The sequence below is a fragment of the Rugamonas sp. genome, assembly GCF_025354735.1.
Lineage (GTDB): Bacteria > Pseudomonadota > Gammaproteobacteria > Burkholderiales > Burkholderiaceae_D > Rugamonas.
Window position 1 is genome coordinate 1 of record NZ_JANXMI010000020.1, and the last position, 20,513, is coordinate 20,513.

Here is a 20,513-nt window from a genome sequence, read left to right on the forward strand (position 1 = left end):
TGGATAGCATGACCCTCATCGCAGCCGCCTCGATCATCGTCGCCGGCATCACCACCAGCTTCGGCACCATGGCACCGGCCCTGGCCGAGGGCCGCGCCGTCGCCGCCGCGCTCGGCGCGCTGGCGCAGCAGCCGGACGCCGCCGCCACCATCACGCGCACGCTGTACCGCGCGTGCGCGCAGTCGCTGGCCAGCGAAAACGCGGCGCTGCTGGCCGCGATGCAGCGCGCCGAAAAAATATCGGCGAGCTGCTGCAACAACTGACCCGGACCTTCCACCGCCTGCGCCAGGCCAGCATCGACGAGGAGCTGTTCGACCTGGTGGCCGCCTTCGAGGCGCAGCGCGGCCGCTAGCGCGCCTGAACGCCAACACACAGGCCCCGTCGCGTGGCAGGTGCGACGCGGCACCACCGCAATGGCCCATTGAACATCAGGAGAGCAGTCATGAAACACATCGTATTTCCCGGCCACCGGCAGCGCTCCGGCGCCACCGGGGCCGCGCACAGGGACGCCGCTGGAGCGGCGCCATGAAGGGCGCCGTCCTGGTCCTCAACACTGGCTCGTCCAGCGTCAAATTCACCCTGTTCGACACCGGCGCGGGCCGGCAGCGGCGGGACCGTCTATGCGAAGGCCAGATCACCACGTCCAATGGCCGCCCCTACCTGCGCGCCAACGACGGCGCCGGCCGTATACTGATAGAGCGCGCGCTGCCGCCCGGCACCGGCCGCGCGACCACGCTACGGGAACTGCTCGACTGGCTGGAGCAAACCTTCGCCGGCCTGCCGCTGCTGGCCGCCGCGCACCGCGTCGTGCACGGCGGAGTCCGTTACAGCGCACCGACCATCATCGACGCCGAGGTGCTGGCCGAGCTGCGCCGCCTGATCCCGCTGGCGCCGCTGCATCAGCCGCAGGCGATCGAGGCGATCGAGGCCTTGCGGCACAGCCATCCCTCGCTGACCCAGATCGCCTGCTTCGACACCGCCTTCCACCACACCATGCCGGCGGTCGAAACGTGCTTCGCGCTGCCGCGCACGCTCAACGACACCGGCCTGCGCCGCTACGGATTCCACGGCCTGTCCTACGAATATATCGCCAGCGTGCTGCCGTCGATGCTGGGGGCTGACCTGGCGCACGGCCGCGTGGTCGTGGCCCACCTCGGCGCCGGCGCGAGTCTGTGCGCGCTGCGGGCCGGCCGCAGTATCGCCACCACCATGAGCTTGACGCCGCTCGACGGCCTGCCGATGGGCAGTCGTTGCGGCAGCCTCGATCCGGGCGCCGTGCTCTACCTGTTGCAGGAAAAAGCCATGAGCGCGGCGGCCGTGGCCGAACTGCTGTACCACGACAGCGGACTGCTCGGCGTCTCCGGCGTCAGCGCCGACATGCAAACGCTGCTGGCGAGCACGGATCCGGGCGCGGCCGACGCGGTCGACTTGTTCGTCTACCGCGTCGGCCGCGAAATCGGCTCACTGGCGGCGGCGCTCGGCGGCCTGGACGCGCTGGTGTTCACGGCCGGCATCGGCGAGCATGCCGCGCCCGTACGGCAGCGTGTGTGCGACAACCTGGCCTGGCTGGGCCTGGCGTTCGACGCCGGCGCCAATCTCGCCGGCGGCCCCCGCATTTCGCGGCCGGACAGCGCGATTTCCGCCTGGGTCATCGCCACCGACGAAGATGCCATGATCATGCGCCACAGCCGGCAGTTGCTGGGGCTCGGTGCCCATCGCTAAGCCCAGGGAATAGGCGTCATGGTCGAGGGCGGGTATGTAACGCTGTCCGGCACGGTCGACTGGGAATACCAGCGGCGCGCGGCGGCCGGCAGCGTGCGCGGCTTGATGGGCGTCACCGGCGTCAGCGACCAGATTGCGATTCAGTGTAAAAACCCCGGCTGTCGCGGTCAAGTCCGAGATCGAGATCGAGGCCGCACTGCGGCGTAGCGCCGGCGTCGAGGCAAGCCAGCTGCTCGGACACACCGACAAGGAGATTACAAAACGCGTCTACCGACGCGCTGGCGAGCTGGTAGAACCGACCCGATAAAGTGGGGGTTGCGGAAACCGTTTCCGCAACTTGTTAAATATTTGTGTCGCGGCGATGAACATCAGCCCATCCATATAGAATAGCGAAAATAAAAAAAGCCCTTGGTAATCAAGGGCTTATTCGTTTTTCTGGCGGAGCGGTGACAGCCGAACAAGCTTCCACAACCCGCATGATTACTACAATCCTTGGATATACTTCCCAAATATGCCCCCAAACATGCCCCCAAAAAAGTTTTCTTAGGCCATGCTCGACCCCGAACAGCCGAGGCATGCCCCATCGCCGGTAGATCACAACCAGCGACAGGATATGTTTCAATAAAGCAACATCAATCGACCCGGACTACCTCACCATGCCCTGTATCGTATTTGCCGAGGTGCGCCAGCGCCGAGTTGGTCAGATCGGAAATAATTGCACGATCAACATTAGCTCCGTACTCCGCGTCCAGCTTCGCCTTTAATTGCACGTCGCTCAACCCAAGGAATGAGCGCCACGCAGCCACCATGGCAACCAGCTCAGGCTCAAGCTGGGCCACGTTTATCAACGCAGCCTTCTTTTCCTCCAGATTGAAGACTTTCAGCTCACGGTCCACGCGCTCCGACAATATGCGCTCACGCACAAGGTCATCATCCCCGCGACCGTGTACCGTATCCGTCGCCCGTAACTTCCGAATGTAAGCAATCCGTATCTGGTCAAGCGTGGCGCTGCGCCAGTCAAAATCCAGCTGCCGCAGGAACACGCTCACGTTCTGTTGCGCCAGGTCCAGATGGTCCGCGATTTCTCTTTGAGTCAATTTCATACAGTCCCTTTCATAATTTTTTTACAATTTTTTACCTACCACACCACAACCAGCACCAGAAGCAAGGTTGCCTATCTCCGAAGTCCCCATGCCGTCCAGTCCTAGCCAGCCCTACTTACACCCCCTTAGGGATTTTCATAACTAGCGAAATTCCGGGGTCGTGGCACCCGCGTTTCTCTGACTCAGGTAAGGACCCGGAGATTTTTGCCAAGGCACAGGCGCCCCACCACCGTCCATGCTCCGGCGCCAGCCGCTGGCGCCGGCCACCGCCGGCTCGGACAGCACACCAGCAGCAACGTAATACCAAGCGATCAGGGCAGACCACCAGCACGCAGGCGCCAGCGCATCACCACCACCGCCCACGCTCTCCAACGCCCAGCTGCTGGCGCTGGTGGCCACCGGAGATAGACACCACACCGGCAGCTATCCCATCGCAGCTCCAACAGGACAGGCCACCGGCCCGACCGCGCCAGCATGCCGGCCAGCCCACCATCACCACCGTCCGCGCTCTCCAGCGCCAGTTGCTGGCACCGGCCAACCACTGCCCACAGGCAGCGCGCCGGCCACAACACAACGCCAAGCGGTTAAGACAAACCGCCAACCCAGCAGCGCAAGCCAAGCACTCCGCCCGTCGCCAACTACATACCCGGTCTCGGAAGCCCCACTTTTTTACCGGGACACCGGGACAACTGTTAAATACCGCTGTAACCCATTGTTTTAAATAAAAAAAGTTGTCCCGGTAAATGCAAATTCAGGAACCGGGACAAACCGGGACAACCGGGACAATTCAATATAAAAATAACAAAACAATCTTATAATCCGCATGAACACTCACAATTAATAATAGTGAATGTTTCTACAATTGTTAAATTTGGTTCATATAACAACGAAAATGCGCGTTTTTGGCCACTTTCGCATGGTTCATCCTTTGGCATTCAGACAACAATCGCCTATTTTTCGCGCGAAAGGGGCATCCCCGCTCCGCCCACAGCCCCGGCGGCGGCGATCCGCTGGCGCTGAAATACACAAAACGATGGGGATAACGCATTGCCGGCATGCTGTGGCGGCCATGCCGGCGGCCGGTTGGCGATGCGCCACGGCCGACCTACCGGCCGGCGCCAGCAACCGGGCTAGGAAGCGTGAGCGGTGGCGATAGTGGCCAGCGCCGACGTACCGACGCGGACGTACTGGTGGCCTGTCCTACGGCCTGACGATGCGGCACGGCCGACGTGCCGGCACTGACCGGCGCCAGCAATCAAACATCAACCCCAATCCCAGCGATTTCAGGCTTGAAGCGATAAACCCTTGACGGCCCGATGCCCGGCAAGCGCTCCCTGCGGGTTGGCGAGCCGTCGCTGTCAGTCACCAGCAAGCCGCGCTCGATCAACAGCCGCGTCACTGTCTTGGGATTGAAGCCCTTGCATATCTCGTCCCTGAATACCTCGCTCAACACGAAATATTCCTGCCGGGCCTCTTCCGCCTCCGCTGGATGCACTATGTCGCCATACGCCTTGTGATGGTCCGCGTTGGAGTTGATGGCCGTCCCGTCCTTCGTCAGCAGGCGCTTGAAGCCGGCACGGTTGATCGTGTTCGGCTTACGGTCATCCGTCGCACGATGCCACCACACGAAACGCGCCTCGCCGTGCGCTTGGAAGAAGCCGCTCACCTGACGCAGTATCGACACATGCTCGACATTGCCGGCGCCGCCACGGCCTTCCAGCCACGCCGCAAAGCAGGTGCGGGCCGCGCCAATGGCCTCGCCCGCATCCCAGCCCGTAATGCCCGCAGTCGTCGCCAATTCGCCCGCCATTCCCACCAAGGCAAAGCGCGTGGCCACCCGCGCCACCTGACCATGCGAGTCTGCCGGGCATATCTCCCTCGCCATTTCCGCCACGCCCCTTGGCAACTCCTCGGACAGCGACGCGGCATGCTGCACGGCGTACTCGATGAAGGCCATGCCGGCAGTGCCGTAGTGCTGGTGCGCGTTGCGTACCAAATGATCGGACAACGCCGCGCCGCTCACAAAGCCGTTGAGCGTTTCATATACACCGAATCCCCGGCCAGCGTCGGCGGCGATGTGGGCCATACGCACGTCATGTCCGGCTTTCGTTCCCTTGCCGGCCTGTTCCATGTGGTTGGCCAAGCTGATTTCACCATCGGACAGGAAAAGCACGCGCCACGTCGCCACCTTGCGCGCCGTGGCCGTCTGCGTGGCGCGCCCCTTGCCGGCCTCGTTCGCCAGCATGTACACGGTATCGCCGACCACCTTGGGATCGACCTGGGCGATTTCATCCAGCAGCAGCAAGGCATCGCTATGCTGGGTGGCCACCGTCTCCAGCGCGTTGTCGGTCATGCGCCAGTTGCGCGGATAGTCCTTGCCGCCAAACACCGAACCGGACACCTTGAAGGCGGAACTCTTGCCGCTGGAGCTGTCGCCCCAGATGTGGAAACCACCAGACGGCACATGCGCCAGATGCAGCAACGGCGCAGCGAACGCGGCGGACACGCAGAACAACATGCGGGAATTACCCCGGCAATGTGCCGACACTTCCGCCTTCCAGTCATCGAGCGTACCGCGCTGCTTGAACTGCGACACTACGCCGCCGGCCGCCTGAAATATAACCCGCTCGTCGTTCTCGCCTATGGTGCGATCCGGCAGCACGTAGACGCTATCATGCCAGCCGATGCGATCCGTGCAGCGCACCCGCGCATCGGTTCGCTGGGTCTGTATGTAGACGCTCAGATGATTCTTTGCCGCCGTCCCCGAACCAATGCGCAGTCCCATCGATAGCAGCGTGGCGCGGTACTGCGTGCCGTCACCGGCCAGCATACTTGCGGGCATGGCCCAGCGCTTGGCGTTGCCGTCGCTGTCTTTGAATTCCAGCAGATAGCCCCAGTCCTCATTAGCGTCCCCGCGCGACTCGGCCGTGATGTACAACTCGGTGCAAATCCAGTGCGCCGGCAGCGCATCGCCCTGCTGGCTAAAACCGTGGAACCACACACCGCCTTCATCGACATGGAAGAATGGCCGCGAAGCCTGCCCAGCACCGTTACCGCCAGCCTTCGCGCTCGATGCCCGCGCCTTCTTGGCCCCAGCGCGGCCCGCCGTTTTAGCGGCCAGGACCGGCTCGGATTCGACAAGAGCATCAGATGCAACGGCCGCAACGGCTACGGCCACAACGTCCGGCTGTTCGGTGACAGCAGCCACTCCGTCCACTTCCGCAATCGCCGCCACCAGCTGCGCACGCACGGTCTCAATCCCCAACGCCATAGACAGGTCGTTGAAGTCCGTCGCGCCGGCCGCCAGTCCCCGGGGCTTGCACCAGTGGCCATCCACGGCCGCAGCGGCGGCGGTTGCCGATACGATGCCCGGGTTCTTGCCGGTCTTCTTTTCGGTCTCCTTGTCGTCGTCGGCGCACAGCATCAGCCGCGCTTGTGGCAGCAACTGGCGCACGGTAGCAGCCACATGCCGCACATTGACTTCGTTGAAAGCCACCACCACCGCGTAGCCCGTGGCCGCGTGCAGCGTGGCGGCCGTCGCGTAACCTTCCGCAATCAGCACCCATGCCGACGCCGCCATGTCCCCCAGCACATGGAAACAGCCCGACACGCGGCCGCCACCGGGAAAGCGCTTGTCTCCCTTGGCGGTGATCCGCTGCACGCTCCACAGCTTGCCCTCGCCGTCGCGCAACGGCACCAGCACCACGCCATCGGGCAGGAAGCGCAGGCCATACGCCAGCACACCCTTGCGGGCCAGGTAGGGGCTGTCGCCCGCTTCCGATGCGCCGGCCCATACCTGCGCCGCATCGACCGCTGCGGCCGACTGCTTCGTCGCCAGTTCATCGGTCGCCACACGGTCGCGTTCCTCCCGCTCGTTGCGGATACGCGCCCTTTCGGCGTCCGTCGGTGGCACGGCCGGCGCGAAATCCTTGGGATTAAAGCCGCCGCGCTTAGCTTCCGCGATCAGCGTTCCTATCGTCACCTTGCCGCCCAACTTGAAACTCCCCCAGGTCGATTTAACGGCCTTGGCGTCAAAGCTTGCGCCCCGCTCGCTCCAGTCTAGAAACAGATCAAAACCTTCCTCGCCAAACTCCGATTTCAACGCCATGCCCATGCGCCACCATACGTCACGATCATCCGATGGGATGAACGTGAGCGCGGCGCGCGCGACCTGTACGCTGACCGGAAACGCCTTGTTACTCATTCCGTATTCCTTTGCTTCCTGCCACCAGCGAGAGCCGGGGCCGCATGCGGTCCCCAAACGTCTCCAGATACTTGGCCATCAACCGAACAACGGTCCGTTGAATCTCCCCACGCGGCAAACCACGATAGGCGCGGATAATCGCCTCCTCGTCGGCATCCCGGCATGCCAACGGACCACTTTCCATTGGCGTGAAAACAGGGATGGCGATGCTCAGTGCCGGCGCTTTATTGATCGTCTTTTTCATATTTTTTCTCAATGTATTTTTGTTGACCGATGCGGCGATGAATCGGCAGCAGCAGCTTGTGCGCGCCCGGCCTCCTCGCCGTGAAAGAGCCGCAGCTCTTGATGTATCCGACCAAGGTAGCCAGCGGCAAACGCATCAACGCAGGCTTGCACTCGTTCTTGCGAGCTGGCGCCGTCTTTCGCCAAACCGGCGCGCACAGCCTCGGTAAACATCGACACCGAACAGGCGATGTGGTCGTGCAGGCCAACGGCAGCAAGATCATCAAAGAATCCAGCGGCGGCCGATACGCCAGCGTCAACGCAGACCTGATAGCGCGACGAGACCGAGAGCGCCACCGGCGGCAGATGCGCGCCTCCCAAGTTCACCAGGAGCGCCGGGGTCGAATGGTTAGCGAACATCGCGGCCTCCCTTCATGCGCTGTAACTGGTCTTGCCGGTACGAGTTGGAAGCAATCGCCATGCGGTCCGCTGTCTCGCGCAAGAACTGGCCTTCAACGGCAAGATGCCGCACCAATTCCCCGAGGCAAAGCAACGTGTGCGGGCTTACCCCTTCATCGCCATTGACGCCGGCTATTTCCATCAACTGCCCCACCGCTTCAAGGCCGTTCAGCACGGACCGGAAGGCATCGCTTGCATGGTCCTCGACGGCGGCGGCCATTTGCATGTGCGCGTCATCGACCACCGGCGCCATGCCCAAATTGGCCGGCAATTTCATCAACAGATGGCCCAGCTCGTAGGGCGCGCGTTCAGGGTTCTTGAAGTACGGGTTTTTCAGGAAGTCGGCATCAGACATGATTACCTCCCGACTGGTGGCGCGCAGATGCAGACAGCGGCAGAGGCGTGCCGTCCACGTTGCTCAGCTGAGCGATGCCGGCATGGTCAACAAGCATCGCGCCCGCCCTCTTTTCCTGCTGGATGCGACCGAGATAGCCCGCCTCGAACGCGGCAATGCAAGCCCGCATGCGCGGCTGGACGGCGCGACGCGGCGCCGAACCACGCATACCAGCGCCAGCCGCGATAAAGCGCTCCAGCGCGGCCTTGAAGCCACGCAGGGCCAGCGCGATATGGTCGGATAAACCGATGAATTCAGCATCGGCAAATAAGCACACGGCGGCCGCCGCGCCGGCATCCACGCAGTATTGGAACTCACCAGCCACAGGCAGCGCGACTGGCGGCAAATGCGCGCCGCCGAGGTTCTCCAGCTGCGCTATGCTGGCAACACGATAAGGGGCGCTCATACGGCACCCCGCTGTGCATACGTCTGCACATCAAAACCAAAGTGCATAGCCAGCCCGGACAGAATGCGGCGGCGGCCATACCCATAAAAATCGTCTATGCGTCGCAGCGCCTCTTCAAGCGGCATTTCGACCTCGGCGTCTTCCGACATTGCCGATACGAATACTGCCCGATCATGACAGCCAAGGTTGTCGCAAATCCAGCGCAAGGGAATGCCAGAAGGGCAAGCCGGAGACACGTCCGCATCACATGCACCAGGTGCGCCAGCATTGCCCTGTGCCACATCGACCGGATCGGCATAAATCGCCGTCAAAGCAGCTATCGCAAAATTGATGGCAGGTAAAAAAGTCGACTGGCTCATACAGCACCGCCGATCTGCTTGCGCTCACCACGGAGGACAACACCGAACCACAGGGCGGCAGCACCCAGCTGCTCGTCCAGCGCTTCCGCATCGGCAAATGCTTCATGTTTCGTGGAGCGCCCAATGCCAGTATGGATACGCTCAGTCGGACCGGCTTGCGTGATGACTTCTTCGCCAACAAGCGCGACCCACATCAATGAGGGAACGGCAGTGCCGCAGCGGATCATGCTGGCGGCCGGCGCGGTCAAGTTCACAGGGGCGCTCATGCGGCACCTCCGCAGGCCATCACGGCGCAAGCGGCCAGTATTGTTTGTGCGGCTTGTATCGTTTCCCGGCGCTCGCGATAGCGCGTCATGCCATCACCGGAGACGCCAACGGCATACAGCTGCGCATGGGCTTTCAGCTTTTGCGCGGGCGTCATCGCGTTGAGCATGACGCAGATAATTTGCTCGGCCCTTTGCAGCTCGGCCAGCAGGTCGGACGTGGTTTTGTGGAGTGGGTTTTGGTCAGGCGTGCAGGTGCAGCTAGGCATGTGGCCTCCTTGGGTAGCGGTTACACCGCGCCCCGCGTCCAAACGGGGTGAGCGGCAAATGGCAGGGTTGGACGACTGGTACCCAAAGAAACCAGCAGGCCCGAAGGCCTCCCCGCCACCGCCGCTCATAGGAGACGCACGAAGGCATGCACACGTAAAAAGACCGCTTGGCGCGGTCTGTGCGCTTTGAGTATTCAGGCGTCCAAGCCTGTTCCCCTCTTTATCGGGGACAACCGAATCATAGGCCGTTCGGCGGCCGCGTGCAAGGGCCGTCGCGTGCATGCGTGCGGCAGCGCCCCTGAACCACGCAACAGCGACCGGCGCGCATGCAGCGCCATGAATCAGTGCGGCGATCATGGCGCCGCCTTTCTGGCGGCTTCCAATGCGTCATGAATAGCCACCCTAGCTGGCGGCAACGCTGGAGCGGGTTTATCCGCCAGTTCGGCTTTTTCAATTACGCCACGTTGTTTGCGAGCCGCCTCATCGCGCGCCCGCTTGCGCTGATCCGCCAACGCCTCCAGTTTATCCGCCAGCCATACCGTAACATCCGCCCACCATGCCACTTCCCCGACAGATACAGTCCCATCAGGACGCAACACAGGGGCATCGATCTTGATGCCACCCTGCGTCATTGGATGCAGCACATGGATCGAGTCCGCACTTTCGATGGCCCAAACCAGTACCGGCTCCTTGTCGGCCACAAAGGGCGCGCCTTCACTACCGCCCGAGACCGAAAGTACGTAGTAGCAGGGCTGCGCGGCGATGACCGTCGCCACCTCGACTACAGCGGGCATTATTTTGCCTCCTGTTGGCACAGCGATTTTGCCCACGATTCGATAGCCGCAGCGGGCCATGCGACAGCGCGCGCTCCAAGTTTGAGCGGCTTCGGGAACGTACCCAGTTTGATGCGACGATAGATTTCCGACTTGGACAAACCCGTTTGGGCTGCGACCGATGGCATCCGCATAAGGGGGCCGATTGATTGCTGTTGCATTTTTATACTCCTTAGAAGTCTCGCAAAATTGCAAGACGGATCGTAAGGAGCATCCACTACACATACGAGAGACTAGCCCGGCTATTCAGTGGATTAGCGGCGCTATTCCTTCTTTTTTTTCTTAAAAGCGACTTCTTGCCATTCATCGCTAGGCTTAGCATCACCAAGAAATTCCTTGAGCCAGCCGGCGGCTGTATCAATAGCTTTACAAAGCCCTGTATCCGTCAGCTCCCGTTTAAAGGCCGCCTTATTCTCGTAGGCATCTGGATGCAAAAGCCATTGTTTGAAAAGAACTTTCGCCTTCTCCTTCTTCTTGGGAAGACGCGACTTCTTGGAAATCTTCCTAGCGGTCTCGCTACGGGCTGGCCCCGCAAACGCAGCGGCAATATTACCCTCTTCAAGCTCTCCCTTACCCCGCAGCGCCTTGAACACCACAATGATTTCGGTTACGACTTTCATCATATCTGTGCTGGCTTGTATGTCAGGGTCTTCCAGCGCGCGGCCCAAATGGCGACATATGGCATTAATCGCCGCAACATCCAAAGCAGAAACAACAAACGACAGTGCTTGATTGATTGTGGCTTGCACTGTTCCAAATACGTGAAGCATACCGTCAAATTCGGCAACGACGGCAGCAAGAGCATCCGTATTGGACTTAATACGCGCCTCCCATTCCGCTTGTAACGCCTTATATGGCGCACCGCCCTGTATAACTGCTTTCTCATCACTCGACAGCGTTTTCCATTTCGCAACGGTTATAGTGCGAAGATCAGCTACCGTTTCAACGGACTTCATTGCATATCCTTCAATGCACCCTCGGAAAAATTGCTAAGCCAACCGACGAAGGTATCCGGTATTCAAGTGGCCACTCTAGGCTTGGCGGATTCGATTCTAACAGCACTGCTCCCAGCCCCATTTGTTGGTCTGGTCAAGGCCGGCCAGAGGCTGCACCAGCCGTCACAGCGCATCCAAAATCCATCAGGACAGGCTCCCAGCCCACCGCACCGGCACGCAAGAATCAGCGTACCTCCGCCGCCGTTGGGTACTTCAACGCCAGATACTGGCGCTGATCTGCATCGCGATAGACAGCACACCAGCCACAGCGCTTGCCCATCAGGATAGGCCCACAGTTGGCCGGCAGCAGCACACCAGCCCGGTCCACGCTCTCCAGTACCAGTTACTGGCAGAGCCGGCGCACTGTCGTAGTACAGTCACGGCCTTTCAAACTTGCACTACTTTTTCTCTGCGGCAGCGATAGCAGCCAGTTCATGCACCTCCAATATCCCATCAGCCAGGCAGGTCATGGCCTTGCGTTTAGCGGCTTCAAGGGATGGCTGCCATCTTGGCCACGTAGGCCGGAATTCTGTTTCAATGTGCGTAAGGCTAACGCTCCATCGTGAGTTCGTCTCAGGATTGAGATTGATGATAAATCCATCTTCCGTAGTAGAGCGTGCCCCGTTAGCCTTCCGGTTCCATTCCAGCACAGACGCCCGCTTATTTCGGATTCGCTGTTGATTAACTAACATCTTGACGATGACCATCATTTCACCGGAAACGGCGATTTCTCCCGACTGCATCCGCTGGAAGCTTCGCTGGATGGTAGATACAGAGCGATAGTCGCCCAACCCCCGCAGACGCCGCGCAAGTTCAGCAGCCCCCTCCTCTAACTCATCCAGTCGCGCCTTGAATTCCGCAGTTCGCGCCTCTGGCGTCAAGGGTTCATCCAAATCATGGTCGTCGTTCACAATCAATTCGCTGCTCATCACATACACCTCAGGTTGTTTTAGTCATCTAAGTCTATGTCATTTTGACTTTTATTAACAGGACAAATTGGATGCATATGTTGCGACATAATGTCGTTTATTTTAATTTAACAGCGATAGCAATGCACTACACCGCCGCCCGCGATTTCCAGACCGACCCCTTACGCTGCTCAACATTGGCAATAGGCGGCATTGCCGCATCGCATCGCAAAGCGATCAGACCGAGCGCCAGCGATACATTCAACCGACTTGATCCAAGCCCGCAAGCACGACCACACAAGCGCGTCGGTACCGCCCCACGCAAGCGATTCCCATGGCTCGATCCTAGCCGCGAGAGCAATCGTCAGTGCGGCAAAGTGCAGACGTTTGCACAGGCGGCGGCGGTGGGGCGGCGCGAGAAAACCCCCACGCGCTCAATCCCACAAGAGCAAGCCTAAGCCCGCCGACCGCCGCCACTAAGCCTCAAAATACAACTTTTCAAAATCTCATGAATATATAGTTGTCCCGGTTCTGTCCCGGTTCTGTCCCGGTAAAATAAATATATTTACCGGGACAAATAAAGACATAAGAATCAATGACTTAGATATCTCTTTTGAGTTGTCCCGGTTGTCCCGGTAAATTTTTCGTCGTTTTCCCTTTTGCGTTTGCGATTTGGGGCGAAAAAAAACCGTGCAAAGCACGGCCCCATGCGGGTTTGCGGGCGATTTACGCCCGTTTGAAACTGACCGGGATGACGTTGCCGCCGCTCTCGGCCATGTCGATATAGTCGGCGTATGCCTGCATCATCACCTTGCGCTCCTCTTGGAATTGTTCGCGGTCGTATGCCTCGCCGTACTCGTCGGTCGATCCGTGCGCCAGTTGCCGATTCACTACCTCGTGTCGGTAGCCCAGCCGCGCCTTGATGACGCCCATCGCCAGCGAACGGAAACCATGGCCTGTCATCTTGCCGCTGTAGCCCATGCGCCGCAGCGCCATTAGGATGGCGCCGTTCGACGCCGGCCGCTCATGGTCGTTACGATTGGGGAACAGATAGGCGCCGTGCCCGGTCAGTCTATGCAGCTCGCGCAGCAGCGCCCAGCCTTGGCGCGGTAAGTGGACGTGATGATCCAGCTTACGCGGGTTCAACAGCTTCTTGCCCATTTTCATCCGCGACCATGGAATCACCCAGGTCTCGTTCCCCAGGTCGATTTCTGCCCACGGCGTTTCTATCAGCTCACTGGTGCGGACGAATACCAGCAGCATCAAGCGCAGCATGATGCGGGTCGGCTGGAACATTCCCGCCTCGGCCGTCGCCAGCGCCGTAAGGAACTCAGGCAGCTCATCGGTCCCGATGGCTGCGTGGTGGCCCTTGGCCCGTGGTTTGAGTGCGCCCCGCAGGTCTGGGATCGGGTTGTATTTCACGATGCCCTTAGCGATGGCGAAGCGGAACACCGCGCTACAGTACGCCCCGACGCGGGCGGCCATATCCACGGCGCCGCGCTTCTCGATCTGGCGCAGCACGTCAAGCATAAGGGGAGCGTCCACGTCAGTGATGGGGCGGTTGCCGATGCGCTGGAACACATCGTTCTCCAGACGGCTTATCGCTTCCTTGGCCGTGCCGGGCTTCCACGTCTCGGCCTTGTTGGCGTGCCACTCGCGGGCCAGCACCTCAAACGTGTTCACGGCGTCCGTTTTCTTTTGCAGCTTCTCGATCCGCCGGCTTTGGGCCGGGTCAACGCCGGCGGCCTGCTGCTGCTTGACCCGCCCCCGCTCGGCACGGGCGTTGACCAACGCCACGTCGGGATAGGCGCCAAAGGTCAGCCTGGACTCCTTGCCGTTGGCCTGCCGCACCTTCATGCGCCAGAACTTGGCGCCGTTCGGCATGACCTCGACATACAGACCGCCGCCATCGGACAGCTTGTAGGACTTCTCGGCCGGCTTGGCGTTGCGCAATTGGATGTCGGTAAGGGGGGAGATCAGTTTAGGCATTTTCGGGGCATGTTTTTTTTGGGTATGAATCGTGCCCCCAATCCTGCCCCCAAAAAACTGGGCTGTCAATGAACTTCCCGGCACGTCACGGGAAGAAAAAAGCCGCGTCCTCATAGTGAGGAACGCGGCTTCTTGGACTACTTGGTGCTTGCTGGCACTTAATTCTGGCGGAAGCGGTGAGATTCGAACTCACGAACAGTGTAACCCGTCGCCAGTTTTCAAGACTGGTGCCTTCAACCACTCGGCCACGCTTCCTAAGACTGCGCATTATACAGAGATCATCGCCCGCTGGCAGCATGGCGGCGTCGATACCGCGAAATTAAGCGCGCGGCGGGCAATCGTTCACGCCGCCCGCTCGGGCGCGACCGGGGTCCAGTTCTCGCGCAGCGCGCGCTCGAACTGGGCCGCAGGCAGCGGCGGCGAATACAGGTAGCCCTGCACTTCGTCGCAGCCGGACTGGCGCAAAAAGGCCAGTTGTTCCAGCGTCTCGACGCCCTCGGCGATCACCTTGTGCTTGAGCTGCTGGGCGATGCTGATGATGGTGCTGGCGATGGCGCAATCGTTGGCGTCGCCGGGGATGCCGGTGGTGAAGGAGCGGTCGATCTTGAGCGTGTCGATGGGGAAGCGTTTCAGGTAGGACAGGCTGGAGTAGCCGGTGCCGAAGTCGTCCAGCGACAGCGTCACGCCCAGCGCGGTGATGCGGTCCATGATGCCGATCACGCGGTCGATATTGTGCATCAGCGTGCTTTCCGTGATTTCCAGCTCCAGCCACGCCGGTTCCAGGCCGTAGCGCTTGAGCGTGGCGGCCACCCGGCCCGGCAGCGCCGACGTGAATTCGCGCGCCGACACGTTCACGGCCAGCCGGATCGGCGCCATGCCGCCCTGCTTCCAGCGCTGCGCCTGGGCGCAGGCCGCTTCGAGCACCCATTCGCCGACCTGCACCACCAGGCCCGTCGCCTCGGCCAGGGGGATAAATTCGGCCGGCGGCACCAGGCCGCGCTCGGGGTGCAGCCAGCGCACCAGCGCTTCGGCGCCGATGATGTGGCCGCTGCTGATCGAGAACTTGGGCTGGTAGTGCAGCAGCAGCTGGCCGTGGCCAAGCGCGTGGCGCAGCCCGGTTTCGATGCGCATGCGCTCTTGCATGCCCTGGTTCATGTCCTGGCTGTAGAAGGCGACGTGGTCGTCGCCGTCGCTGGCGTCGCCGCCCTGCTTGGCGCGCACCATGGCGATGTCGGCCAGGCGCAGCAGCGTTTCGGCGTCGGCGCCGTCCTGCGGGTAGACGCTGATGCCGATGCTGCCGCCGACGCGCAAGTCGTGGCCGTCGATCAGGAAGGGCTCGGCCAGCGCGCCCAGCAGCTTGTGCGCGACCATGCTCGCCTCGTAGTGCTGGCTGATGTCGAACAGGCCGACGGCGAATTCATCGCCGCCCAGCCGCGCCACCAGGTCCTGGTCGCGCAGCACGGCGCGGAAGCGCTGCGCGACGTCGCACAGCAGCGCGTCGCCGATCTTGCGGCCCAGGGTGTCGTTGATGAGTTTAAACCGGTTCAGGTCGATGAACAGCACGCAGCCGTGCAGCTTGCTGCGCTGGGCCACCGTCAGCGCCTGGTCGACCAGCTTGGTGAGCAGCGTGCGGTTGGGCAGGCCGGTCAGCGCGTCGTAATACGCCAGGTGGTGGATGCGCTCCTCGGCCAGCTTGCGCTCGGTGATGTCGGTGAGATAGGCGATCAGGCCGATCGACCGTTCGTGCACGTCGACCAGCGGCGACAGCGACAGGCTGGCCCAGAACACTTCGCCCGATTTCTTTTTGCGCCGCACTTCCATCAGGCGCCCGCCCTGCTCGAGGAAGGCGTCGTGGAAGGCGGCGTCCTCGTCGTCGTACAGGAACAGGATGTTGCGGCCGACGGCTTCGACGGCGCTGTAGCCGAACAGCCGCTCGGCGCCCTTGTTCCAGCTGGTGATGAAGCCGCCCATGTCCATGGTCAGCACCGATTCGTGGATCTGGTCGAGGATTTGCGACTGGTGTTGCAGCTGGGCTTCGACTTGCACAAAGGCGTGGGTCGAGCGCTGCGCCAGCGAGTGCACCTGCAGCACGCTGGCGGCCAGCGCGGCCAGGCTGGCCAGCTGCCGCCGGTCGGCGTCGCCGTAGGCACGGCCGCGCACGATGAAGCGGCCGAAGCTTTGCTGCTCGTAACGCACGTCCTGCACCAGGGCGCAGCCATCGCCGCCACCGGCCATCCCGTCGGCCGGGCCGGGCCGGTATTCGCCGTCGGGACTATCGAGCACGCTGCGCGCGATGCGCCCCAGTTCCGCTATCAGCGCCGGGCCACGGAGGCGCAGCACCGCGTCGCACAGCGCCGCGCTGTTGCCCAGCACATCGGAGACCGGAGGCGCGAGCATGGCTATAGGTTCCTGCTCACCTGGATCGCCCAGTGATGGGCTTGCACCTGGGTCTGCCAATAGGCTTCGTGCGACACGCCGGCCTCGGCCAGCGCGGCCGGGTCGGCGCGCTCGACCAGCTGGAGCATCCGGCCCAGCGGTCCGGCGCGGTCGAGCAGGGCCATGACGACGTCGAGGTCGAGGCTGAGCGCGCTGACCACGTCGGTCATCGGCATGCCCAGCAGCACGTCGAGCAGCGAGAACACGCCGGCCACGAAGGCCATGTCTTGCTGGTCGCGGTCGCCGCCGCCCAGCTTGCACAGCAACTCCATTTGCGCGGCGCGCACGGCCGCCAGCGGCAGCAGGGCGTTGGCGCTGCCGTCGTCTTGCTGGCGCGCGTACAACAATAGCTGCAGCCAGCGCTGCAACTGGCGCCGGCCCAGCACATTGATGGCCTGGCCGAAGCTGTGGATGGGCGAACTGAGGGCGAAGGCCGCCGAGTTGACCAGTTTTAACAGGTGGTAGGCCAGCGCCGGGTCTTGCTTGAGCAGGATTTCCAGTTCGCGCGAGTCGGCGTCGCGGGCCAGCAGGCCGAGCAGCGCCAGCAAGCGCTTGCGCGAGGTGCCGTCGTTGCTGCTGGCGTCGGGCTGGGGATGTTGGGCGTGGCCGCCCATGAACCAGCTGAAGCCGGCGGCGCGGCATTCGGCCTGGCGCTGTTCGGTGTCGACGCCGCTGGCCAGGTGCGGTCCCGGCAGCGACACCAGGGCCAGCAGCGGCGGCAGCGCCTCGGCGCAATTGAACAGCAGCGCGCGGGCGCCGGCCTGCGTGGCGGCCGCGGCGGCGACGCCGTCGACCATGATGCGGTAGCCCATGTCGGCCAGCGCCTTGCATTTTTTTTGCACCGGCAATTCGATGCAGGCCGAGGCCGGCACGCGCAAGATCACGCGGTGCGGCGGCAGCGATTCGAGGTGGGACGCTTCCAGCAACAGCGGATGAGGCAGCGGCAAGATGCAGTCCAGCGGCGCCAGCGCGGCCAGCGCGTCCGCCGAGGCCAGCAGCGACAGCGACGCCTGGATGGCGTCGTCGGCGGGCGTTAGTTCAAAAGCCAGTGCCACCCATTCGTTCTGGGCATTCGACACTGCTTGCAATCCCACTAACGGAAACGGGCTCGGTTCTGGCGCTGACATCTAAATCTCGGAATGGGTAGTGCGCGCAATCTTAGTTCAACAATTGACATAAGGCAACCAAAAAGCCGTGCTCATCCGACATTTATCGTCATGACCACTTCAAGACCAGTTTTTGCGCGCTAAATAGTTACTTTGGCACAATTCAGCACGTTCCCGCCAAAGCGGCGGCGGGAGCAGGAATATAGCAGATATTGCCGAAGCAACAGCAAATCGTCATGAAAAACAACAACGCCAACACCAACAACAACGCCAGCAAGCCGACGGCGGCAACCGGCTCAGCCCTCATCGTCCGCGGCGGCGCGCCGCGCGTACCGGATCAGCTCGGCCTGGCCGACCAGGCCCAGCTTGCGCTTCAAGTTCAATCGGTGCGTCTCGACGGTGCGCACGCTGACGTCGAGCGCGCGGGCGATCTGCTTGTTGGCGGCGCCGGCGCCGATGTGGCGCAGCACTTCGCGTTCGCGCGCCGTCAGTGGCGATGGCGGCGACGACGGCGGCGGCGGACGGTCTTCGGTCATGGCGGTGGTTCCGGTGGCGGCGCCGCGCGCGGCACCGCAAAGGTCTGGCACGCCCTCATGATAGTGCGTCGCGGGCGCGGGTGGCGCGCGACGGTGGCCGGAAAAGTTCCCTCGCTGGCCGGACGATACGATCCAGATCAATATCCGGCGACCTTGTTTGGCCTATATTTTTTCCTGTTAGAACTACTTCTCCGCCGCGCGCGCCGCTGGCCATCCCACCCCACCTTCACCGCCAGAGACGACGCCATGGATAGATTGCCGCCACAACGCCCCGTCACGCCGGCCGGCCCCGCGCCGCGAGCCTGAGATGTGGCCGGTCCAGCGTTCCAGCCTGAGCCATAAATTGACGCTGATGTCGGTCTGGTCGACCGGCAGCGCGCTGACGCTGGTGTTTGTCGCCTATGCCGCGACGGCCGTGCTGAGCCACACCGCCGACCAGCGCCAGCAGCTGTCGTCGCTGGCCGGCGTGATCGGCACCAACAGCGTCAACGCGCTGCTGTTCGCCGATCCGCGCCAGGCCGAACAGACGCTGGCCGCGCTCGGCGCCAAGGACGACGTGGCGCAGGCGGCGCTGTTCGACCGCGACGGCAAGCGCTACGCCCAGTACACGGCGGCCGGCGCCGCCGGTTCGGCCGGTTCGGCCGGAGCCGGCGCCGACCTGGGGCCGGCCCGCCTGGCCGAGATCGGCGCCGGCGCGGTCACCGAGCGCTGCGGCCCGCCGTGGGCGCCCGGCATGCGCGTCTACCGGCCGGTGCTGGTGAACGGCAATCTGATCGGCGCCGTCATGATCGAGGCCGGCCTGGGCCGGATGTGGCGCGACGTGCTGCAAACGCTGGCCGCCTGCGCCGCCGCCAGCCTGGTGTCGCTGGCCATCGCGCTGGTGCTGGCGGCCCGCTTCAAGCGCGGCATCGCCGAACCGATCGGCAAGCTGATCGCCGCCGCCCGGCTGGTGTCGACCAGCCAGACTTATCAGCAGCGCGTGGCGCACCAGCGCGACGACGAGCTCGGCACGCTGATCGACAGCTTCAACGACATGCTCAGCCAGCTCGACAGCCACGACGCCAGGCTGGCCCAGTACCGCGACCAGCTCGAACGCCAGGTCAGCGTGCGCACCGAGCAGCTGGAAAAGGCCAAGAACGCGGCCGAGGCCGCCAGCCACGCGAAGAGCGCCTTCCTCGCCACCATGAGCCATGAAATCCGCACCCCCATGAACGGCGTGCTGGGCATGACGGAGTTGCTGCTGGCCACGCCGCTGTCCGGCCAGCAACGCCACTACACCGACATGGTGCGGCGCTCCGGCCAGCATTTGCTGGTCATCATCAACGACATCCTCGACTTTTCCAAAATCGAGGCCGGCAAGCTGACGGTCGAATACATCCATTTCAATTTCCGCGAACTGCTCGACGACATCGACCACGTGTTCGCGCCGCAAGCGCGGCTCAAGGGCCTGGCGCTGGAGTTTTCCATCGCACCCGACATCCCGCTGGCCATTTGCGGCGACCCCAACCGGCTGCGCCAGGTCATCGTCAACCTGCTCGGCAACGCCATCAAGTTCACCGACCGCGGCCAGATCACGGTCAAGGTCGGCGTCACGGCCGAGGACGCGCAAGCGGTCAGCCTGCGCTGCGAGGTGCACGACAGCGGCATCGGCGTCGACCATGACGCCCAGGCCCGCATCTTCGACTCGTTCTCCCAGGCCGACGGCTCGACGACGCGCAAGCACGGCGGCACCGGCCTGGGCCTGTCGATTTCCAAGCAACTCGTCGAGCTGATGGGCGGCACTATCGGCGTCGACAATGCTTTAACTCAAGGATCGGTGTTTTGGTTTGCCGTAAATTTCGATAAGCGCCGCGTCGATGTCGACGATCCGGGCTTCAACTACACCATCACCCAGGGATTGCGCGCTTTGATCGTCGACCAACACACTGACAGCCGCGCGCTGCTCGAACGGCAACTGGCCGGCTGGAAAATCAGCGCCGACAGCGCCGCCGACGCCGCCGACGCGCTGGGCCGGCTGCACGCGGCCGCCGCCGACGGCCGGCCCTACGACGTGGCCTTGCTCGACATGGCGCTGGCCCGCACCAGCGGCCTGGCGCTGGCGTCCACCATCAAGGCCGATGCGGCCATCGACGGCGTCAAGCTGCTGCTGAGCAGCGTGCGCGACGCGGCCGACAGCGTGCAGCGGCGCCAGGCCGGCGTCGCCTTCCAGCTGATCCAGCCGGCCCGCGAGTGCGACTTGTACGAGTGCCTGATTACGCCGGCGCGCCCCGCCGCTGCGCCGCCCCATGCGCAGCCGGCGCCGGCGCGGC

20 protein-coding genes, 1 tRNA gene and 2 pseudogenes are annotated in these 20,513 nt (G+C 62.8%); 5 read left to right on the forward strand and 18 right to left on the reverse strand.

Annotated elements, in window-relative coordinates; genetic code table 11:
- The 3 genes and pseudogenes from Q0S71_RS01720 to Q0S71_RS27350 form a co-directional block, all read left to right on the forward strand.
- A pseudogene (locus tag Q0S71_RS01720) lies at positions 1 to 263 on the forward strand (hypothetical protein); the annotation flags it as partial.
- Positions 264 to 525: 262 nt separating this feature from the next.
- Positions 526 to 1,722, forward strand: a complete 1,197-nt coding sequence (locus Q0S71_RS01725) for an acetate/propionate family kinase (RefSeq protein WP_295990442.1) — start codon at positions 526 to 528, stop codon at positions 1,720 to 1,722.
- 18 nt (positions 1,723 to 1,740) lie between these two features.
- Positions 1,741 to 1,929, forward strand: coding sequence for a BON domain-containing protein (locus Q0S71_RS27350; protein WP_367185263.1), 189 nt, complete (start codon positions 1,741 to 1,743; stop codon positions 1,927 to 1,929).
- A 425-nt stretch (positions 1,930 to 2,354) separates the two neighbouring features.
- Here the strand turns inward: Q0S71_RS27350 and Q0S71_RS01730 are convergent, their stop codons facing one another.
- The 13 genes from Q0S71_RS01730 to Q0S71_RS01790 form a co-directional block, all read right to left on the reverse strand.
- On the reverse strand, positions 2,355 to 2,825 hold the full coding sequence (locus tag Q0S71_RS01730; RefSeq protein ID WP_295990445.1) for a MarR family transcriptional regulator: 471 nt from the start codon (positions 2,823 to 2,825) through the stop codon (positions 2,355 to 2,357).
- A gap of 1,255 nt (positions 2,826 to 4,080) precedes the next feature.
- Positions 4,081 to 7,029 (reverse strand): DUF927 domain-containing protein, encoded by a 2,949-nt coding sequence (locus Q0S71_RS01735; RefSeq protein ID WP_295990447.1) that lies wholly within the window; start codon positions 7,027 to 7,029, stop codon positions 4,081 to 4,083.
- Positions 7,022 to 7,273: a hypothetical protein gene (locus Q0S71_RS01740; protein ID WP_295990451.1), complete on the reverse strand. Its 252-nt coding sequence runs from the start codon at positions 7,271 to 7,273 to the stop codon at positions 7,022 to 7,024. Before Q0S71_RS01740 ends, Q0S71_RS01735 begins: the two co-directional genes overlap by 8 nt.
- A gap of 8 nt (positions 7,274 to 7,281) precedes the next feature.
- Positions 7,282 to 7,671 (reverse strand): hypothetical protein, encoded by a 390-nt coding sequence (locus Q0S71_RS01745; protein WP_295990452.1) that lies wholly within the window; start codon positions 7,669 to 7,671, stop codon positions 7,282 to 7,284.
- Positions 7,661 to 8,065: a hypothetical protein gene (locus Q0S71_RS01750; protein ID WP_295990453.1), complete on the reverse strand. Its 405-nt coding sequence runs from the start codon at positions 8,063 to 8,065 to the stop codon at positions 7,661 to 7,663. Before Q0S71_RS01750 ends, Q0S71_RS01745 begins: the two co-directional genes overlap by 11 nt.
- The gene (locus tag Q0S71_RS01755; protein WP_295990454.1) at positions 8,058 to 8,510 is read right to left on the reverse strand and encodes a hypothetical protein; all 453 of its coding nucleotides are present in this window, start codon (positions 8,508 to 8,510) and stop codon (positions 8,058 to 8,060) included. The genes Q0S71_RS01750 and Q0S71_RS01755 overlap by 8 nt, the downstream gene beginning before the upstream one ends.
- A complete protein-coding gene (locus tag Q0S71_RS01760; RefSeq protein WP_295990455.1) occupies positions 8,507 to 8,869 on the reverse strand; it encodes a hypothetical protein in 363 nt (120 codons plus the stop codon). Before Q0S71_RS01760 ends, Q0S71_RS01755 begins: the two co-directional genes overlap by 4 nt.
- Positions 8,866 to 9,135 carry a hypothetical protein gene (locus Q0S71_RS01765; RefSeq protein WP_295990456.1) on the reverse strand — a complete coding sequence of 90 codons (270 nt, stop codon included), beginning with the start codon at positions 9,133 to 9,135 and terminating at the stop codon, positions 8,866 to 8,868. The genes Q0S71_RS01760 and Q0S71_RS01765 overlap by 4 nt, the downstream gene beginning before the upstream one ends.
- Complete coding sequence (locus Q0S71_RS01770) at positions 9,132 to 9,401, reverse strand: hypothetical protein (protein ID WP_295990457.1); 270 nt, start codon at positions 9,399 to 9,401, stop codon at positions 9,132 to 9,134. Before Q0S71_RS01770 ends, Q0S71_RS01765 begins: the two co-directional genes overlap by 4 nt.
- A gap of 353 nt (positions 9,402 to 9,754) precedes the next feature.
- Positions 9,755 to 10,195 (reverse strand): hypothetical protein, encoded by a 441-nt coding sequence (locus tag Q0S71_RS01775; protein ID WP_295990458.1) that lies wholly within the window; start codon positions 10,193 to 10,195, stop codon positions 9,755 to 9,757.
- The gene (locus Q0S71_RS01780) at positions 10,195 to 10,395 is read right to left on the reverse strand and encodes an AlpA family transcriptional regulator (protein ID WP_295990459.1); all 201 of its coding nucleotides are present in this window, start codon (positions 10,393 to 10,395) and stop codon (positions 10,195 to 10,197) included. Before Q0S71_RS01780 ends, Q0S71_RS01775 begins: the two co-directional genes overlap by 1 nt.
- A gap of 102 nt (positions 10,396 to 10,497) precedes the next feature.
- The gene (locus Q0S71_RS01785) at positions 10,498 to 11,190 is read right to left on the reverse strand and encodes a hypothetical protein (protein WP_295990460.1); all 693 of its coding nucleotides are present in this window, start codon (positions 11,188 to 11,190) and stop codon (positions 10,498 to 10,500) included.
- Between the two features lie 437 nt (positions 11,191 to 11,627).
- The gene (locus Q0S71_RS01790; protein WP_295990462.1) at positions 11,628 to 12,158 is read right to left on the reverse strand and encodes a hypothetical protein; all 531 of its coding nucleotides are present in this window, start codon (positions 12,156 to 12,158) and stop codon (positions 11,628 to 11,630) included.
- Positions 12,159 to 12,229: 71 nt separating this feature from the next.
- On the opposite strand from Q0S71_RS01790, the gene Q0S71_RS01795 reads away from it, so the two are divergent.
- Positions 12,230 to 12,595: a hypothetical protein gene (locus Q0S71_RS01795; RefSeq protein ID WP_295990463.1), complete on the forward strand. Its 366-nt coding sequence runs from the start codon at positions 12,230 to 12,232 to the stop codon at positions 12,593 to 12,595.
- 268 nt (positions 12,596 to 12,863) lie between these two features.
- On the opposite strand, the gene Q0S71_RS01800 is transcribed toward Q0S71_RS01795, so the two are convergent.
- From Q0S71_RS01800 to Q0S71_RS01820, 5 genes and pseudogenes are all read right to left on the reverse strand, one after another.
- Entirely contained in the window at positions 12,864 to 14,126 is a 1,263-nt protein-coding gene (locus Q0S71_RS01800) for an integrase arm-type DNA-binding domain-containing protein (RefSeq protein ID WP_295990465.1), read from the reverse strand.
- 165 nt (positions 14,127 to 14,291) lie between these two features.
- A tRNA-Ser gene (locus tag Q0S71_RS01805) sits at positions 14,292 to 14,381 on the reverse strand.
- Positions 14,382 to 14,468: 87 nt separating this feature from the next.
- Positions 14,469 to 16,523, reverse strand: coding sequence for a bifunctional diguanylate cyclase/phosphodiesterase (locus tag Q0S71_RS01810; RefSeq protein WP_295990468.1), 2,055 nt, complete (start codon positions 16,521 to 16,523; stop codon positions 14,469 to 14,471).
- 2 nt (positions 16,524 to 16,525) lie between these two features.
- Positions 16,526 to 17,617 (reverse strand): EAL and HDOD domain-containing protein, encoded by a 1,092-nt coding sequence (locus tag Q0S71_RS01815; protein WP_367185264.1) that lies wholly within the window; start codon positions 17,615 to 17,617, stop codon positions 16,526 to 16,528.
- 347 nt (positions 17,618 to 17,964) lie between these two features.
- Positions 17,965 to 18,159, reverse strand: a pseudogene (locus tag Q0S71_RS01820) (LuxR C-terminal-related transcriptional regulator); the annotation flags it as partial.
- Between the two features lie 352 nt (positions 18,160 to 18,511).
- Here Q0S71_RS01820 and Q0S71_RS01825 point away from each other — a divergent pair.
- Positions 18,512 to 20,513, forward strand: a 2,002-nt coding sequence (locus Q0S71_RS01825; RefSeq protein ID WP_295990473.1) for an ATP-binding protein, incomplete at its 3' end; no start/stop codon positions are given.

Bases quoted from the DNA above. Each gene is read 5' to 3' on its own strand.
- Q0S71_RS01725 (WP_295990442.1), top strand. From the start codon at position 526: ATGAAGGGCGCCGTCCTGGTCCTCAACACTGGCTCGTCCAGCGTCAAA.
- Q0S71_RS27350 (WP_367185263.1), top strand. From the start codon at position 1,741: ATGGTCGAGGGCGGGTATGTAACGCTGTCCGGCACGGTCGACTGGGAA.
- Q0S71_RS01730 (WP_295990445.1), bottom strand. From the start codon at position 2,825: ATGAAATTGACTCAAAGAGAAATCGCGGACCATCTGGACCTGGCGCAA.
- Q0S71_RS01735 (WP_295990447.1), bottom strand. From the start codon at position 7,029: ATGAGTAACAAGGCGTTTCCGGTCAGCGTACAGGTCGCGCGCGCCGCG.
- Q0S71_RS01740 (WP_295990451.1), bottom strand. From the start codon at position 7,273: ATGAAAAAGACGATCAATAAAGCGCCGGCACTGAGCATCGCCATCCCT.
- Q0S71_RS01745 (WP_295990452.1), bottom strand. From the start codon at position 7,671: ATGTTCGCTAACCATTCGACCCCGGCGCTCCTGGTGAACTTGGGAGGC.
- Q0S71_RS01750 (WP_295990453.1), bottom strand. From the start codon at position 8,065: ATGTCTGATGCCGACTTCCTGAAAAACCCGTACTTCAAGAACCCTGAA.
- Q0S71_RS01755 (WP_295990454.1), bottom strand. From the start codon at position 8,510: ATGAGCGCCCCTTATCGTGTTGCCAGCATAGCGCAGCTGGAGAACCTC.
- Q0S71_RS01760 (WP_295990455.1), bottom strand. From the start codon at position 8,869: ATGAGCCAGTCGACTTTTTTACCTGCCATCAATTTTGCGATAGCTGCT.
- Q0S71_RS01765 (WP_295990456.1), bottom strand. From the start codon at position 9,135: ATGAGCGCCCCTGTGAACTTGACCGCGCCGGCCGCCAGCATGATCCGC.
- Q0S71_RS01770 (WP_295990457.1), bottom strand. From the start codon at position 9,401: ATGCCTAGCTGCACCTGCACGCCTGACCAAAACCCACTCCACAAAACC.
- Q0S71_RS01775 (WP_295990458.1), bottom strand. From the start codon at position 10,195: ATGCCCGCTGTAGTCGAGGTGGCGACGGTCATCGCCGCGCAGCCCTGC.
- Q0S71_RS01780 (WP_295990459.1), bottom strand. From the start codon at position 10,395: ATGCAACAGCAATCAATCGGCCCCCTTATGCGGATGCCATCGGTCGCA.
- Q0S71_RS01785 (WP_295990460.1), bottom strand. From the start codon at position 11,190: ATGAAGTCCGTTGAAACGGTAGCTGATCTTCGCACTATAACCGTTGCG.
- Q0S71_RS01790 (WP_295990462.1), bottom strand. From the start codon at position 12,158: ATGAGCAGCGAATTGATTGTGAACGACGACCATGATTTGGATGAACCC.
- Q0S71_RS01795 (WP_295990463.1), top strand. From the start codon at position 12,230: ATGCATATGTTGCGACATAATGTCGTTTATTTTAATTTAACAGCGATA.
- Q0S71_RS01800 (WP_295990465.1), bottom strand. From the start codon at position 14,126: ATGCCTAAACTGATCTCCCCCCTTACCGACATCCAATTGCGCAACGCC.
- Q0S71_RS01810 (WP_295990468.1), bottom strand. From the start codon at position 16,523: ATGCTCGCGCCTCCGGTCTCCGATGTGCTGGGCAACAGCGCGGCGCTG.